Annotated in this window: 7 protein-coding genes and 1 pseudogene; 4 read left to right on the top strand and 4 right to left on the bottom strand. The window is 66.9% G+C overall.

From position 1 onward, the window contains the following. Positions 1-32: 32 nt before the first annotated feature. The 3 genes from bcsA to J2X36_RS12255 all read right to left on the bottom strand — a co-directional run bounded on the left by bcsA (position 33) and on the right by J2X36_RS12255 (position 6,198). The gene (bcsA, locus tag J2X36_RS12265) at positions 33-2,480 is read right to left on the bottom strand and encodes a UDP-forming cellulose synthase catalytic subunit (RefSeq protein ID WP_310349986.1); all 2,448 of its coding nucleotides are present in this window, start codon (positions 2,478-2,480) and stop codon (positions 33-35) included. A gap of 142 nt (positions 2,481-2,622) precedes the next feature. Next, complete coding sequence (bcsS, locus tag J2X36_RS12260; protein WP_132251807.1) at positions 2,623-3,339, bottom strand: cellulose biosynthesis protein BcsS; 717 nt, start codon at positions 3,337-3,339, stop codon at positions 2,623-2,625. A 369-nt stretch (positions 3,340-3,708) separates the two neighbouring features. Beyond that, on the bottom strand, positions 3,709-6,198 hold the full coding sequence (locus tag J2X36_RS12255) for a response regulator (protein ID WP_310349984.1): 2,490 nt from the start codon (positions 6,196-6,198) through the stop codon (positions 3,709-3,711). A gap of 1,407 nt (positions 6,199-7,605) precedes the next feature. Here J2X36_RS12255 and J2X36_RS12250 point away from each other — a divergent pair. Next, positions 7,606-8,163 (top strand): dihydrofolate reductase family protein, encoded by a 558-nt coding sequence (locus tag J2X36_RS12250; protein ID WP_310349982.1) that lies wholly within the window; start codon positions 7,606-7,608, stop codon positions 8,161-8,163. Positions 8,164-8,396: 233 nt separating this feature from the next. On the opposite strand, the gene J2X36_RS12245 is transcribed toward J2X36_RS12250, so the two are convergent. Then, on the bottom strand, positions 8,397-11,087 hold the full coding sequence (locus J2X36_RS12245; RefSeq protein ID WP_310349981.1) for a polysaccharide deacetylase family protein: 2,691 nt from the start codon (positions 11,085-11,087) through the stop codon (positions 8,397-8,399). A gap of 506 nt (positions 11,088-11,593) precedes the next feature. On the opposite strand from J2X36_RS12245, the pseudogene J2X36_RS12240 reads away from it, so the two are divergent. The 3 genes and pseudogenes from J2X36_RS12240 to J2X36_RS12230 all read left to right on the top strand — a co-directional run. Continuing rightward, positions 11,594-11,847: pseudogene (locus J2X36_RS12240) on the top strand (IS481 family transposase); the annotation flags it as partial. Between the two features lie 806 nt (positions 11,848-12,653). Next, a complete protein-coding gene (locus J2X36_RS12235) occupies positions 12,654-12,899 on the top strand; it encodes a DNA recombinase (protein WP_310349979.1) in 246 nt (81 codons plus the stop codon). Positions 12,900-13,600: 701 nt separating this feature from the next. After that, positions 13,601-16,972 (top strand): polysaccharide deacetylase family protein, encoded by a 3,372-nt coding sequence (locus J2X36_RS12230; RefSeq protein ID WP_310349977.1) that lies wholly within the window; start codon positions 13,601-13,603, stop codon positions 16,970-16,972. The last annotated feature ends 3 nt before the right edge of the window (positions 16,973-16,975 follow it).

Genomic DNA, 16,975 nt, shown 5'->3' with positions numbered 1-16,975 from the left:
AAAACCGGGTCATGGGCTGTCGCTTCGCGCCGTCAGCCGGCCGCCGGTTCGGGCGAGGGGCCGAGATCCGCCGACCGCCGCTGGCGGTTGCGCGCGAGGGCCTCGTTCTCGGCATCGACCATGAGTTGCAGCCAGGAGGGGGCCAGCTCGGCGGCCTGCGCCTGCGCGGCCGGGCTTTCCGCCTCGGGGCCCACGGCTGGCTCCGCGGCGCGGGCCGCGATCGCGTCCGCGTTCCGACGCGCGGTCCGGTCGGCGAGGGACCGGCGCATCGTGATGGTCTTGGGGACCGGAACCGGCTCGGCCTCGGCCGGCGCCCGGCGGCGCAGGCCCGCGAGCCCGTAGGACAGCGCCCGGAACGGCTCGACCAGACCCCACCAGACGAACTGCGCGGTGCCCGCGAACAGCGTCTTGTGGCGCCGCCGCGCCTGCTGGAAGCGCGTCATCGCCTCCGCGTCGCCGTACATCAGGTCGGCGAGAGCGAGATAGTCGCGCGGGCGCAGCCGCTCGAACCGGAGCTCGCACACCGTCTCCTCGCCCGAGAGGGCGGAGCTCGTGAGAGTCACGGGCATGGACGGCCACGTGCCCGCCGAGCCGCCGTCCTGCTGCGGGACGATCGCGAGCGTCCCGGTGCTGCTGTCCTCGCCGCGGCGGGTCGGGACGATCGTGTCCATCCGGATCCGGCAGCGCTGGGCCGAGACCCGCTCCACCCGCACGTCGATGGCGAGGCCGTTCAGGGTCAGCACCGCCTGCCGGTCCACGGCCAGCGACGGGGTGGTCTCGGTCTGGCGCCGCTCGGCGGTGACCCCGAGGGCCGCGCCGGCCTTGATCACGTTGACGAAGTTCCAGAGGCCGACGACCAGCATCAGGTTGGTGATGCCCGGCTCGAACGCGTAGCGGTAGGCCGCCACGAGGCTGCCCGCGAGCAGGATCACGTAGACGACGAAGAAGGGCAGCGCCAGCGGCGAGAGATGGTCCTGGTCGAGCGTCACGTTCTTGGCCGTGACGTTGAAGGTGGGCTTGCGCGGCGACAGGATGACGGCCGCCGTCGCCTTGATCAAGAACAGGCCCTGGACGTACTCGTACAGCTCCGAGACGAAGGGCCAGCGGACCCGGCCGTAGAGATAATTCTGCATCATCAGGTTCACGATGATGTAGGTCGCCGTGTAGGCGATCGCCTCGTCGACGTTCGCGACGACGATCTTCATATCGAAGAAGATGTACAGCAACGGCGCGAACATGAACACCAGGCAGGGTACCGGGAAAAACCAGTACGTCATGTTGGACATGTAGCAGAGGCGCTGAATCATCTTCAGGCCGCGCTTGAACACCGGGTTCTTCAAAATCAGGATCTGCAGCATGCCCTGGCACCAGCGCGAGCGCTGGCCGATGAAGTCGCGCAGGGTGTCGGGCTGCAGGCCGGCGATCAGCGGCTTGTCGACGTAGATGCTGGTCCAGCCGCGGCTGTGCAGCTCGAAGGCTGTCTCGCAATCCTCCGTGATGGTGATGCCCGAGAAACCGCCCGCCTCATCGAGCGCCGTCCGGCGCAGGAGGGCGGCCGAGCCGCAGAAGAACGAGCCGTTCCACTTGTCGAGGCCCGGCTGGCTGATCGCGTAGAACATCTCGTTCTCGGAGGGCATGCGCTCGAAGGTGCGCAGGTTCCGCTCGATCGGGTCGGGGTTGAGGAAGGCGTGCGGCGTCTGCACGAGGAACAGCCGCGGGTCCTGCGCGAAGTGGCCGATGGTCTCCTTCAGGAAGGAGCGGAAGGGGACGTGGTCAGCGTCGAGCACCACCACGATCTCGCCGGTGGCGTGCTTCAGCCCGTTGTTGAGGTTGCCGGCCTTGGCGTGCACATTGCGGCGGCGCGTCAGGTAGCGGACCCCGAGCTCCTCGCAGAGGCGCTCGAGGCCGACGCGGCGCGCCCGCGCCTCGTCGCTCTTGCGGGTGTCTGGGTCGGCGCATTTCTGGTCCGTCCCGCCGTCGTCGAGCAGCCAGACCGTGAGCTTCTGCGCCGGGTAGTCGAGGGAGCGCGCAGCGGCGAGCGTCGTGGCGAGGATCGACGCGTCCTCGTTGTAGCTCGGCACGAAGATGTCGACCGTCGGGAGGTCCGCCTCGTTGCCGACCGGGGCCGGCGGGCGCTTGAGCGGGTCGGCGTTGATGAACAGGCTGAGGAACAGGATGTAGAGGTAGTAGAGTTCCGCCGCGAGCAGGATGAGCCCGGCCGTGAGGCTGACCGGATCCGCGGACCACGGCAGGGTCCTGGTGATCCGCCAGTAGAAGTACTTGATGACGACCAAGCTTCCGATGCCGAGGAAGATGTAGTGCGCGGTCCGCCCCCGCGTGAACAGCCAGAGCGCCGTCATGACGGCGATGGCGCCGAGGCTCATCTCGAGCTGGACCGCCGTCCCTACCGGCTGCAGAAGGAGGCCGATGACCAGCGCGGCGGTCACGAGCCAGGAGAGACGTGTGAAGAAGATCGGCATCGCCGCGAAGCCCTGACTCTTATCTTGAGGTGATTGCCGGGATTTGCGGCCCGTTGAGCGCGCCATGCTCAAGATGTGAGAAACTCTACTGCAGACTTAGTGCAGAACGATGATCCTATCGACACAGGCATTCCAGGATGAATTAGAACGCGGCCCGCCCCTCGACACTGGTGTAGTAGCCACCCTTCTGCACACGGTCGTGTGCATAACCTGCGCCAAGCGAGAATTTCATCGGACCGACGGTGAATCCGGTCAGGTGCGCTCCCAGGCGCCACTGATTGAAGTAGGCATCGCCGAGCAGCGTCCCCTCCGGTCCGACGAACACGCCGTCAGCGACCATGAAGCCGGCCTTCGCGCGCACGTAATAGGCGCTGAACAGGGTCGAATACGATGCGTTCGCGGCGAACAATGTGTTCTGCGTCGGGTTGAGCCAGAGGTCGGCCGCGACCTTCGCGCCGACGCCGGTGCCCACGACCGGGTTGCGCGGATCGAGGATCGAGAGCTCGTTGTTGCGGACGTTGAAGCCGACGTAGCCGGCGAGCGCGGCCTGGTCCCAGATCCACTCGTAGCCGGCCAGGACCGAGCCCTCCTGCTGGTCGCCGCGGACTCGCGACCCGGCGGTCGCCCCGGGATAGGAGTAGGTGCCGGCGATCGCCTGGAGGCGGACGCGCGGCCCGCTCTCGACCAGGGCTCCAGCCGGCGCGATCGTCGTCGTCAGCGCGCCGAAAGCGGAGCTGTTCGAGGTGACGGTCGCCGCGCCGTCGAAGGCCACGATGTAGTCGTCGGACGGGCCGCCCCGCTCGGTGCCCGTGTACCAGTCCGCGGCCGAGGCGGGCGCCGCCGCGGACATCCCCAGCATGAGCGCGAGCGTCCAGACGGTTCGGAGGCTGAATTCAGGCACGTCGAGGCTCCAAGACCCGCGGATACCGCCAGATTTCTGCGGCACCGTATATGGGACTCTACTTAATTAAGAAGGTTAACGCAGCACCTTGTCGGACATTATGAGGATTTCAACCAGTGCGTGGCGCGTTTGCATCAGTTGGAAGCGCGGATGATGCTGTGGCTGCAGGAGAAATTCAGGACGATATCGTTGCACAGTCAATCATCGCCGCGAGCGGAGGTGAGCATCCCGCGCGCGAACGACTTCAGATCCATTCCGGACTGAGCGGAGGCGCATGAACTTACCGGCCGCCGCACGATGTTCGTGTCCCGCTCAGGCTCTCCCGCGTCAGGCCGCCTCCTGCTCCCTCCGGTCCGCGCTCCGCGAGCGCAGGGCCGCGGCGAGCTCCGGCAGGCCGAAAGGCTTGTGAAGCTGCTGAAAGACCTGGGCGTTCACCGGCAGGTGCCCGCGCGGGCCGGCGAGGATGGTGCGGATCCGCGGGTGGGTGCGGGACACGGTCGCGGCGAGCTGGAGCCCGCTCATGCCCGGCAGGGCGTAGTCGGCCAGCAGGATGTCGAAGTCGCGCTGGGCGGACAGGATGTCCATCGCCTGGGCGCTCGAGGCAGCCTGGGTGACGGCGTGGCCGAGGTCGGCGAGGGCGCTCGCCGCGGTGGTCCGCAGCAGCGCGTCCGCTTCCACCAGCAGGATGGAGAGAGTGTCGACAGCCCCGTCCGCCGCGGGCTCGGCGAGGACCCGCCGCTCGCCTGCCGGGAGCCAGACCCGGACTGTCGTCCCCATCTCCGCCGATTGGACGTCGACGGCCGCCCCGATCTCCTCGGCGAGGTCGCCGACCGAGGCGAGGCCGCGCCGGTTGGTGAGATCGACCGGCGCCGAGAGGGTCAGGCACAGGCTCGGCCGAGACGCGAGGAGGCTCGTCGCCGGCGGCTCGGCCGCCTCGACGACGAGGGAGACCCCGCAGCCGTCCGGGGCCGCCGCCTTGATGTCGAGGACGAGGTTGAGGACCAGGATCTCGATCTGCCGCTCGCTGCACAGGACGGGCGGGAGCGGCTCGTCCAGCGACAGGCCGATGGTGATCTGCGGCGCGACCGAGGTCCGCAGGAAGTCCGTGAGATCGTCGAGGACCATCCCGAGATCCGCCTCGGCGAGCGTCGAGACGTCGCGCCGGGTCAGAGCGGAGACGCGCCGCGTGAGGGCTGCCCCGTTGCGGGCGCCCCGCAGGGCCACATCGGCGAGGTGGAGGGCCCGTTCCGGCAGGTCGTGGCCGTGGCGCTGCAGGTTGCCGAGGGCCGTCATCACCACCGCGAGCGCGTTGTTGACGTCGTGAACGATGCCGTCCGTCACTTGGCGCAGGAGCCCGTCGCGCCGCCGCTCAAGAACCGGCTCGTTCGCGGCCGGCGCCAGCGGCCGCGCGATCGGCGTGACCGAGGCGCCCGATAGGCTGACGACGCCGACCTCGCGGCTCAGCACGTGCAGGCGCTCGCGGGCGTCGCCGTCGTCCAGCACCCGGGCCATGCGCAGATGCAGCCGCCGCCCGGACTGCTCGCCCGCCACCGGCAGCGTGCGCAGGGTCACGTCCTGCGGGGCACCCCCGGCCGAGGCCGCCGAGCGCATCGCCACGCGCATGAGGTCGCGGTCCTCCGGGTCGAGGCGGCCGACGAGGTCGTCGAGGGTGGTGGCGTGCTCGGAGGTCGTCGGCAGGATCGGCAGGACTGCGTCCGTCCACGTGACGCGCCCGTTCGTCAGGTCGACCTCCCAGCAGCTCCAGCCGGCCATCGTGTTGAAGGCGCGGACGCGCTCGCGGCTCCGGACGAGGGCGGCGCGCGCGTCCTGCATCATCCGCTCGCGGCCCTTGCCGCGGGCGATGGCCTCCGCGACGGACTCGGCGAGGCTCTGCAGCTCGCGGATGGGGAGCGAGGTACGGACCTGCCCCGGGACGTCCCGCGCGCAGGATGCCTCGATCTGGCGCACGCGCCGGCCGACGAGGCCGCCGCCGATCCAGCCGGCGAGACCCGCGATGCCGGCGGCCAGGATCGCGAGGAGCATCATCGGCGAGGCTTGGTCGGCCGGTCCGGCGGCACCCGGTGCCGGGGCGCCCCGGGCCACCAGCAGCCAGCCGAGGCCCGGCCGCTCGCTGCCGTCGAGGGGGGCGGAGATCTCGAGGCCGCCCGAGTTCGGGCGTCCGGCCGCCGCGTCTCCGATCTGCAGCACGGTGCGGCCGCTCGCGTTCAGCACCGCGAAGGCGATGCCCGCGCCCGCCTCACCGAGGCCCCGGCGAGCGAGTTGCGCCGCCTCCTCGATCCAGCGGGGCGTCATCTGGATCGCCACGACACCGCCGCCGGGTGCAGGCGCGCCGACGATGACGTTGCGCGGCGCCTCAGTGCCGGCGCGGCTGCTCTCCGAGGCGTCGGCGGCGGTCACGCCCTGCAGGCCGCGGGCGAACCAGACGGCGCCGGAGACGTCGGCCCCGACGAGCCTGCCGCTCGCCGTTGCCCGGACCCGCCCGGCTTGGTCGGCCACGAGGATGTCGGTGTATTCGGGCCGGAGGCGCTGCCAAGCCGCGAGGTAGGCCGAGAGGTCCGCGGCACGGTCCGCCCGCGCGACGCGGTCGTCGAGGGCGCCGAGGCTCACGTCGCGGCCGACATCGCGCAGGGTGCGGCCGAGATGGTCGGCGAGCAGTGGTGCAGCCCGGTCCAGGAGAGCCCGCATCGCGTCCGTGCGGGCGGCCTCGGCCTGGCGATGCGACTGGTAGAGGGTGACGCCGCTGCCGAGGCCGACCGCCAGGGCGAGGGTCAGGCTCGTGAGAGCGCGGACCGACACCGCAATTCGAGATCTCGCCATCTTTGGTCGCGCTGCCAGATCGGGTGATAATGTCTACAGGGCGATGATGCGCCGCACAGTGCAATTTACATTTGTGGAAGAAAGTTAACAAATGGTTAACGGCGCAATTGACCCACTAATCGTCTTTTCGCGACCGGCCTAGAAAACAGGCGACAAGTTCAGAAATTCAGCACGCCAGTGGTTGTCGCGGGTGACAATCTGGGTCGGCAAAAGTGCGATTGCGGCATCATTCGCGACGGACCACAGAGCGCATGCATTCACGGGCAGGTTCTGCCTCCCTGCCACCGAATTTCGAAATTCGCCCGGTCAGGGCTTACTGAGTTTGCACTGCAAAATCAGTATTCCGGCAAACCTCAGCACGCATAGTCGATACAAACCGGCGCGCCCGAGCCCGTTTTCCAAGCTTTCATCGCTGTCCGCCCTATGGCATCAAGCTCTAACGCCGAAGTTTTCGCGACTCCTAGGAAGCATTAATCTTTGGTTTTAATTCATAACCGACGAGGCCGCGCCCGAAAGCTCCTGGCCTAGCAACGGGCGTCCGCAAATCATGCTGCGGCTGGATTAGAGCGGCATGAGCCTGATGGGGCGAAAGAACGGCTCGGGACGGTAACACACGTAGCCATAGGGGCCGAACCACCGCCGACCGACGCGACAAGGCGGAAGCGCGGGACGGCAGACACCGAAACAGGATTGCCCGAATGCGTCGACCGGAACGACGCCTCCGCTCACGCCCGTGTCTCTCGGTTGCGCAAGGGCGCTCGCGGCAAGGAGGCCCCAAACTCCGCCGGCAGCCAGGGTGACACGCCCCAAGCGATGAATGCGCGACATGCAGCCCGCTCCTCACGATGGCGCTCCTGGAGATCTGCTCGTGACGACGCAGACCCATGCGCAACGGGTTAACGATCTGGCACGGCTTAGGTTCTGCAGCGCAGGAGGGCGGAATATTACGCAGATGCGCATTCCGCCGAGTACAGTATCGGCTCGTCCGCCCCAATCGGCAGCCACAGGCACGCTCTGCACAGGACCCCGGACCGAACGCGCACGAGAGACGTTCTGCCTGGCCCTCGCCCGCTATCCGGCCGACTGCGAGATCCACAGACGGTACTTGGCTGCTTGGTCGACGTCCTCGTTTGGATGCTGTCCCGGTTACCCGAGCTGTCACGTCGTCAGGACTCGCGGTGCCCACCTCGGCATTTCGGTCTCAAAACAACCAGCGACGGTGGCCCATATCTCTGCAGCAATTCTCGAACCCGACCGAGACCGATCCAGCCCTCGAATTCCGGGTCCGGGACGGTCGTTCGACTCGCCCCCCCGAGAGTGGACGTTGAACATCGATTGCAGGCAAATGCCCTCCGTCTATTCGAGCGCATGGCGTAGGCTCGCCGCATGGGATTATTGACCTTCAGCATCAACGTCACCCTGGACGGCTGCGTCGACCACCAGGAAGGAATCGCTGACGACGAGACGCACGCGTTCTTCACCCGCCTCATGGACGAGGGCGGGGCGATGCTGTGGGGCCGCATCACTTACGAGATGATGGAAAGCTTCTGGCCAGCGGTCGCTCGCGGCGCCGTGGAGGCACCGCCGGCGATACGCGAATGGGCGGTCAAGCTGGAGGCCAAGCCGAAATACGTGGTGTCGTCGACGCGAAAGGACTTCCCGTGGAGCAACAGCCACCCCATCGCCGGCGATCTGCGAACAGGCGTGCAGAGGCTCAAGGACGCGACTCCGGCGGGTGTGCTCCTCGGTAGCGGCAAGCTCGCGACCGAGCTGGACCGGCTGGATCTGATCGACGAGTACAGGCTCCTCGTCCATCCCAGGATCGCTGGCCACGGCCCGACCCTGTACCAGGGCGGGCTGCCCAGCACGCGACGGCTCGCGTTGGTCTCGGCGAAGCCGCTCCGCAATGGCGCGGTCGCCATGCATTACCGGCGCGAACGCTGACCCAGAGCAGCCCCCATGGATCGAGACGCGGGTGACGGCCGCCGAATGGCCGAGATGGGCGCGGAGCGGCCGGATCCGGCCGGAGGCGGCTCGTCCGCTCTCGGACGGGAAACAGCGGCAGCGGACGTTGCAGGCGTCCGCTGGCCGGGAATGCGTCTTTGGACTTGCCCTCGCCTATCGGGCCGGCTCGCTGCGAGTTGCAAAGCGGATAACCTGAGTTGCGCTCTCGAAGATCAGGCAAACAGGTCCCACGGGGGCAGCGGTACCTTGTCGAGGGTGACGAACTCGTACCCCTGGGCGCGCAGCCCGTCGATGATGTTGTCGAGGGCGTCGACGGTTTGCGAACGGTTCCCGCCACCGTCATGCATCAGGATGATCCCGTTGTCGGACGCTTGGCTCATCACTCTCTGTATGATCGTGTTGGTTCCAGGCGTATTCCAGTCTTCCGGGTCGACCGTCCAAAGCACGGTCTTCAGCCCGTCCCTCTCGATGATGGTCTCGGCCTGCTGGTCGATGCTGCCATAGGGTGGACGGAGATAGACTGGCCGCGTCCCGGTCGTGTTGAAAATTGCGTTCTGGGTGTTCTGGATCTCGGTCTGGATCTGCGCGTCACTCAGCAGCGCCAGATCTTGGTGATCGAAGGTGTGGTTCGCGAGCTGGTGCCCATCGGCCAAGACGGCCCTCGACTGCTCGGGATAGGCGTTGACCATCTCTCCGAGCTCGAAGAACGTGGCTTTCACCCCTTCGGCCTTAAGAACTGCGAGGACCTGCGGTGTCCAGGTCGGATCCGGTCCGTCGTCGAAGGTCAGGGCGATTTTTTTCGTTGTTCCGTCGTCATTGAGGATCGTGGCGGTGGCGGAGCTCGGCTGCCCCAGCGTGCCGCCGCCGGTGATCGCGCCAAGCTTCGCAATGACGCTCTCGTTCGACTCGACCACCGAGTCCGGCACCGTGGTGATCGTGAAGCTGGCCGTCGTCGCCCCAGCCCCGAAGGTCAACACCCCGCTGTTCAGACCCGCCACGGTGTAGTCGGTGCCGCTGGTCGCGGTGCTGCCGGAGAAATCGATCGCCACCGATCCAGCCTGGCTCGCATCACCGGTGCGGCTCACCGTGTAGGTGATCGTGTTGCCGGTGCCGGTGTTGCCCTCGCTCACCGAAGCGGGTGCGGCGATGGTATAGCTCATGGCCGCCGCGACGTCGTCATTGAGGATCGTGGCGGTGGCGGAGCTCGGCTGCCCCAGCGTGCCGCCGCCGGTGATCGCACCAAGCTTCGCAATGACGCTCTCGTTCGACTCGACCACCGAGTCCGGCACCGTGGTGACCGTGAAGCTGGCCGTCGTCGCCCCAGCCCCGAAGGTCAACACCCCGCTGCTCAGACCCGCCACGGTGTAGTCGGTGCCGCTGGTCGCAGTGCTGCCGGAGAAATCGATCGCCACCGATCCAGCCTGGGTCGCATCACCGGTGCGGCTCACCGTGTAGGTGATCGTGTTGCCGGTGCCGATGTTGCCCTCGCTCACCGAAGCGGGTGCGGCCGCGATGGTATAGCTCATAGCTGCCGCGGGACCGGTCCCGAAATCGAACTGGTCCGTCGCGGCATTGTAGGTCACCGCCGTCACGCCTGGGAGGGCGATGTCGAAGTCCTGGCCGGCCGTGAAGATCTGATCACCGTTGACGTCGATCTGCAGGTGGCCGTCCTTGAACTGGATGTTCGAGGACGCGGAGAAGGAGGGGCCGACGGCCGTGTTGGTCGTGAGAGCTGCGAGCGTTGAGCCGTTCAGGCGCAGAAGGGCTTCCATGCCAGCCGAAAAGTCGATGTGATCGCCCGATGTGGCGACAATCGTGTCCGACTGGCCGGCCCCCACGTCGCTGCCGAACGCTGCCGCGAGGTAGCGATAGGTGTCGTCGCCGGCGCCGCCGTCAGCGGTATCGTTTCCGGCCCCGCCGATCAGGATGTCGTTGCCGCCACCGCCTGTGAGCGTGTTTGCCCCCCCATTACCGGTGAGGGTGTCGTTGCCGGCGCCGCCGATCAGGTTCTCGATGCTGGTCAGGGTGTCACTGCCAGCCCCACCCGTGTTTTGCGCGGCCGTGATCGCCAGGCTCACATTCACCGCCGTGGTGGCACTGGCGTAAGACGCCGTGTCGTTGCCGTCACCGCCGTTCAGGATGTCGTTGCCCGCACCGCCTTCGAGAACATCGTTGCCTGCACCGCCGTCCAGAATGTTGTTCCCGGCATTGCCGCTCAGCTTGTCGTCGCCGGAGCTCCCGGTCAGGTTCTCGATATTGACCAGGGTGTCGGTCCCGCCAGCGCCCGTGTTCTGAGCCGTGGCTAGGGCGAGGCTGACGGTCACTCCCCCTGTTTTGATATCCGCATAGGTGGCCGTGTCGATGCCGGCACCGCCGTCGAGCCTGTCGTTGCCCAGGCCGCCGGCGAGAAGGTCGTCATCTGCTCCGCCCGACAAGGAGTCGTTTCCAACACCGCCGAACAGGATGTCGTCCCCGCCGGCGCCCGTCATCGTATTGTCGCCATCCGTTCCGACCAGGATGTCGGTTGCCGCGCTGCCTACGAGACCGGCCGTGAGCGAATATTCGAATGCGCCCGTGTCTTTCAGTTGTTCTACGCGTTTCACCGTGCTCGTCGAATCGTACTGCCCCTGCACGGTGACAGTATCGCCGCCGCCGGCGTCGATGACGAGATCAGAACCGGACCGATAGAACAGCATCTGCACTGCTTTTCGGCCGGTGAAGTACAGGCGGTCGATGATGCTCTGCGAGGCGTCACCGCCTTCCTCACTGACGATGTCGGTGCCGCTCCCGACCCCGAACTGATAGGTGTCCGCGCCTTTCAGGCCTTTCAGAAGATCGTTGCCCGTTCCGGCTCTGCTTCCGACCAGCACATCTGCCGAATTCGTTCCAGTGATCGTCGCCATGTCCGGCCCTCGGTTGGTCGACAAGAGCCTCAGGCGGACGCTCTGAGGTGAGTTCATAATCCCTTCGACCGGACGAAAACAGAACAACAATTCCGGAGTAGAGCGGAGCGTCTATCCAGATCGTGATGGCACCCTCTCGATCCGCCCGAAGTCCAGAGCCCGGGAACGGACAATGAAGCTGAAACACGCAAGGGATTTCATCACTCGATGCAGCGAACATCACCGGGACAGGAAATTTGGGATTACCCGCTGTTGACTAGGTGTCGGCATCCACCAAAATGATGACACCCGCCAACAACTGTACCTTTGTGGCCCGTTCCCCCGTCATGATCCGGCGGCCGTGTGAGCCCGAATCGCGAGACCGCCTGCGGCAAGATCGGCGGGCCTATGCCCAACGATTCGCCTGAGGGACCGCGCCGGATGAGGCAGGGTTCGTCGCCCCGAGTCGGGCCTGAGGACGCTGCGCGGGACGCGCGATCGGCCAGGTTCTCCACGGCAGCGCCCGCATGACGGAGGCGGTCCGTCGCGCACGACAGCTCCGTCAAGAGCGTGTGAGGGCCGCCCCCAGGCGCTACGGCGTCAGCCCCGCGACGATGCAGACATGGCGAGCCCGACGGACAAGGGCGGACGCGGCCATGGGGCCGAGGAGCCCCGCTCGAATGTCCTGACGCCGGAGGAGGAGGCGCTCATCGTCGCCTTCCGGCGGCACAGATTGCTGCCGCTGGACGACTGCCTCTACAGGAGAGGGCAAGTTCTACCTCTTCGTCGCCATGACAGAACCTGGAAGCTCGCCATTCCAAATCTGGAGGCGGAGGCCAACCGCTACAGGGCATCAGACTTCTCACGTGCGCTGCGGCCCATGATGCGGCCCATGATGCGGCCCTCTGCCGGCAGGTGGCGGATCCGACAGGCGTTACGATCTTCTGAGGCCCCGCGACGGGGGTGGGCCGCGTCGGCGCCGGTCGAACTATCCGGACTAGCCATTCGTGATTACTGTGTCCTTGTGGCGGACTGCAGACCGTACGTGTATAGTCTCGCCCTGGTACGGTTGATCAAAGGCATGTCCATGAAACATCCGATCTTCAGTCCGATAACGAACTCACACACGTCCGGCGATCGGAGTGTCGCGTTCAGCCCGTACTTCCCGAATGCTGGACAGGATATCGCGAGCAAGACCAAAACGACGTTCTTCTGCCCTTACTTCCCCGTTCAGATGCGGACGGAGACAGGCGGCTGGCCGCTCGAAGCCCCGGCGGCCCCGAAGCGGAGCCCGTAGGAGACGACCGCGAGGCGAACTGCATACGCAAGATTCCCGTTCGGTCTGAGCCGTACGAGTCTGGGGCGGTACGCCGAGGAAGGCAGGGGTGTCGAGACGGCGATACCGCACGGCAGGTTGATCCGGCCGGTGGCGCTCCTCCGCGAGTGGCTGGAAGCGGCCGGCATGAGGGACGGGCCGGTGTTCCGTCCCATCTCGCGCTCGGGAGAAGTCCGCGGCGCATTCATGGCGGATTGCACTGTAACGCGCTCGACACCGTCAAGCCGCCCCCACGCGTCACGACGCAGGCCATGGCCGACATCGTGAAGACGTGTGCGACCGCTGCCGGCCTCGACGCCTCGACCTTCGGGGCCCGCAGCCTGCGGGCCGGCTACATCACGACAGCGGCCGAGCGGGGAGCGGATCTCGCCTGGATCCTGGATCAGCCGGGACACCGCGCTCCGCGGACGGTGCTTGGCCACATTCGCCGGGCGAACGCTTGCAAAGATCTATTGAGCAGCGGGTTTCTCTCGGTCAGCGGAGTTGCTCCAAGGTGATCCTGCATAGCTCTTCGCGGGTAAGACCGTAGGTTTGCGGCCTCCAAACAGGATGGAAGATGGCGGCCTTGGGAGCGGCGGAGGAGCGCGACCGCACCGGCATCCGCTTCATTTCAGCGATGGTGTGCAGGTGAATTCCAAAAGCCGCTCCGGCAGAAGCCGTAAAGCGGCGCGTGTGTTCAGAAGCGCCGCAGCCGAGAGCGAGCGACAGGCGCGCTGCGGACAGGGCAGCGATCAAACTGTGAAATCAACGGGGAACCGGGCTCGTCGCTCGATCAAGAGCAGGGGAAGCGGCCGAATGGATCTCATCCAATTTCGGCAGGTCGAGCCGGATCATCGTCTCGAAATGCCGGAGCGATCAGCGTCGGAGCGGTCGCACTCGGAAGCACAGACGGTGATCGAGGCTAGGTTCAGCATCTTGCGCCACTTTCGGTATGCGGAGGCGCTTTGGCGGGTAGGCGGACTGTCGACCCAGATCTGTATGATACGGCGCACTACACGTAATACTTCAGATACTTGTCAAACCTCTCGAAGATATTTTAGAATAGTACCTCTGCGCGCCCATCTACACCAAAAGATTTAACTTCGAAGCCTTGCAACATTCTGCCTTTTAACTTCTGTTGCGCCGAGGCTAGGTCGCCGTTCCGGAGAATGTCGCGGTCGAACGCTGTTTGGGAGCAACAAAGGCTTAGAGATTTCGCATGCGGCCGGAGGCACGCCCTGTTTTCTACAGCGAGAGCGGCCGCCGCGCTCGCCTCACCAACGGCACGCTGCTGCTGATCTCATGTCTCGCAGCGCTCGGATTGCTGGCCCTCGTCTACGGAATGCTGGTCGCGCCGCACCTGCCGGTGCCCGCCCCGGCGCCGTCCGAGACGGCGGCACCTGAGCAGGCGGTCGTCGCGCGCCGCGTCGTCGTGACAGACCCGATCAATCCGACATCGAACCGCCAAGTTCCGGCGTCGGCGGCGCAGGCCCTGCGCCTGGCCTACCTCTCCGGGAACGCCAACGCGGTCGACGCTCTCAAGCAGCGCGCCGCCGAGCTCGACGGCGTGCTGCCGGACTGGCTGGAGTTGCGGCAGGAGGACGGGCGCATCCGCATCCAGGTCGACGGCGACAGCGGCGAGGTCGCGCAGTGGCTCAAGGCGAACGCGCCGCGGCTGCAGATCTACCCGATCATCAACAGCAGCCTGACCAAGCACGAGACGAACCTTGCCTTCGCGCTCGGCGCCGCGCGCAGCAAGATCATCACCGAGATCATCGCCTATCTGGAGGAGAACGGCTTCCCCGGGATCACGCTGCAGGTTCCGGACGGGACCCCCTTCAACGAGCGCGTCATCCTGCATTTCGTCCGCGACCTTCGGGAGCGCTTGGCCGAGCGGCAGCGGAAGCTGATCGTCATGGCGAGCCTGACGGATGGGGCAACCCGCATCGGCGATCTCGCCCGGGTCGCGGACTCCGTGCTCGTGACGACGCACGACAACGTCCAGCACGGCCGCCCGGCCCCGGTCGCGCCGCAGGGCTGGATCGAGGCGCAGCTCGCCGGGCTGTTCGCGCGCGTGGACCCGGCCAAGGTCATCGTCAGCATCGGCTCGGCCGCGTTCGACTGGGGGCCGCTCGGCCGGATGAAGCCGGTCTCCGTGCCCGCGGCCTGGATGCTGATGCAGAACGGCGGCACGCCCCTGACCTTCGACCAGCGCTCGCTCAACGCCACGTTCCGCTATCGCGACGACAAGGGGCGGCCGCACGAAGTCTGGCTGCTCGATGCGGTCACCGGCTTCAACCATCTCCGCGCAGCCCTGGCCTACAGGCCGGCGGGCGTCGCCCTCTGGGCGCTCGGCTACGAGGATTCGGGGATCTGGTCGATGCTGGGCCGAACGAGGCTCCCCGACGCGCAGGCGCTCGCCGCACTCGAGACGCTGCAGCCGGGCGGGGACTATTTCGGCACCCTGAACGCGGCCCTGGTCTCCGCAACTCCGGGCGGGCCGGGCAAGCGCAGCTTCGCCTACAACGAGCGCATCGGCCTGATCGTCGGACAGTCGATCTCGGAGGCACCCAGGCAGGCGCGCGTGGCGACGTGGTCCCCGGTCGCGAAGGACATGGTCGCGCTGACCTTCGACGATGGACCGGACCCCAACTACACCGCGAGGATCCTGGACATCCTCCGCGAGAAGGGCGCGAAGGCGACCTTCTACATCGTCGGCCGCAACGCCGTGCAGGTGCCGGGGCTGCTGCAGCGGATCTACGACGAGGGGCACGATATCGGGAACCACACCTTCTCGCACGCGCGCCTCATGGATAGCGGGCGGGAGCGCATCGCCGTCGAGCTGAACATGGCTCAGCGCGTCATCGAGGCGCAGACGGGGATCCGCACGACGCTGTTCAGACCGCCGGAGGCGTACACGAGCCTCTCCTTCCTCGACAGATCGCCGCTCCTCGTCGAGGTCGCGACCGAGCTCGGCTACCAGATCGGGTCGCTCGATGCGGATTCCTTCGACTGGGCGGCCGCCTCCTTCTCAGGCGTCCGCAAGAGCCACGTCGTCGATCACGTCGTGGGCACCGTCGCGAGTGGCCGAGGCCAGATCGTGCTCATGCACGATTCCGGCGGCAACCGGCAGCTGACCATCGACGCGCTGCCCGAGATCATCGACCAGCTTCACGCGAAGGGCTTCCGGTTCGTCACCACGCACGAACTCGTCGGCAAGCCGCGCGACGCCGTGATGCCGCCGACGCGGGCGCCGAGCTTCACGGAGTTCCTGAGCACCGAAGCCTGGCGCGCCGGGTCGCAAGCGGCGTCATGGTCCGGCGATGCCCTCCCGATCATCGCCATCACGACCTCCGTGCTCGCGATCTTCCGACTGACGCTGATCATCATCGGCGCCACCGCCCACCGTCTCCGGGGCGGCCACCGGGTCGCGGCAGGGGACTGGCAGCCGCGGGGGATCGCCGTCCTGGTGCCGGCCTACAACGAGGAGATCGTGATCCTGAAGACGATCCAGACGCTCCTCGCCTCCACCATCGCGGAGCGGATCGAGATCCTCGTCATCGACGACGGATCGACGGACGAGACCGCGTCGGTGGTGCGCATGGCCTATGCCGGGAACCCCGCGGTCCAGATCCACACCAAGGCGAACGGCGGGAAGGCCGCGGCGCTCAATTTCGGTCTCCAGAAGACATCGGCAGAGATCATCGTCGCCATCGACGGCGACACGGTGCTGCTGCCCGACGCGATCGAGCACCTGGCGCTCCACTTCGCGGACCCGGCGATCGGCGCCGTCGCCGGGACCGTCTCGGTGGGCAACCGGAAGACGCTCATCACCCGTTTCCAGGCGCTCGAATACACCCTGAGCCAGAATCTCGACCGCCGGGCCTTCGAGCTCATCAACGCCATCGGCGTCGTCCCCGGTGCGATCGGCGCGTGGCGGCGGGAGGCCCTGCTTTCAGTCGGAGGCTACTCCTCCGACACACTGGCAGAAGATGCCGACCTCACGATCTCCCTGGAGCTCGCGGGCTGGAAGGTCGTGTGCGAGCCCCGGGCCCGCGCCCTCACCGAGGCGCCCGAACGGCTCGGCGCCTTCCTCAAGCAGCGCTTCCGCTGGATGTTCGGCACCCTGCAGGTCGCCTACAAACACGCCGGCGCGAGCCTGCGGAGGCCGTGCGGGATCTCCTTCATCCTCGTCCCGAACGTCCTCCTGTTCCAGTTCCTGTTCACCCTGCTCGCGCCGCTGATGGATCTGATCCTCGTCTTCACGGTGATCACCAGCGTCGTCGACATCCTCGCGACGGGATCCAGGGGCCACGGGCACGAGACGCTCGAGCTGCTCGCGGCCTACTGGCTGATCTTCCAGATCTTCGACTGCCTCGCCGGGACCGCCGCCCTGCTCCTGCACGGGCAGTCGACGGAGTGGCGCCTGCTGCCGCTCCTCGTCCTGCAGCGGTTCTGCTACCGCCAGCTTCTCTACGCCACTGCCATCCGAACCCTGCTGACGGCCCTTCGGGGGACCTTCGTCGGCTGGGGCAAGCTCGTCCGGACCGGGAGCGTCGACCTGCCGGTCGCGCCGGCCCGAAGCCAATGACAC

Origin of the sequence: Methylobacterium sp. BE186, assembly GCF_031457035.1 — a bacterium.
Classification (GTDB): Bacteria; Pseudomonadota; Alphaproteobacteria; order Rhizobiales; family Beijerinckiaceae; genus Methylobacterium; species Methylobacterium segetis.
Note: the sequence above shows the minus strand (reverse complement) of the source record. Positions and strands in the feature narration are given on the sequence as shown.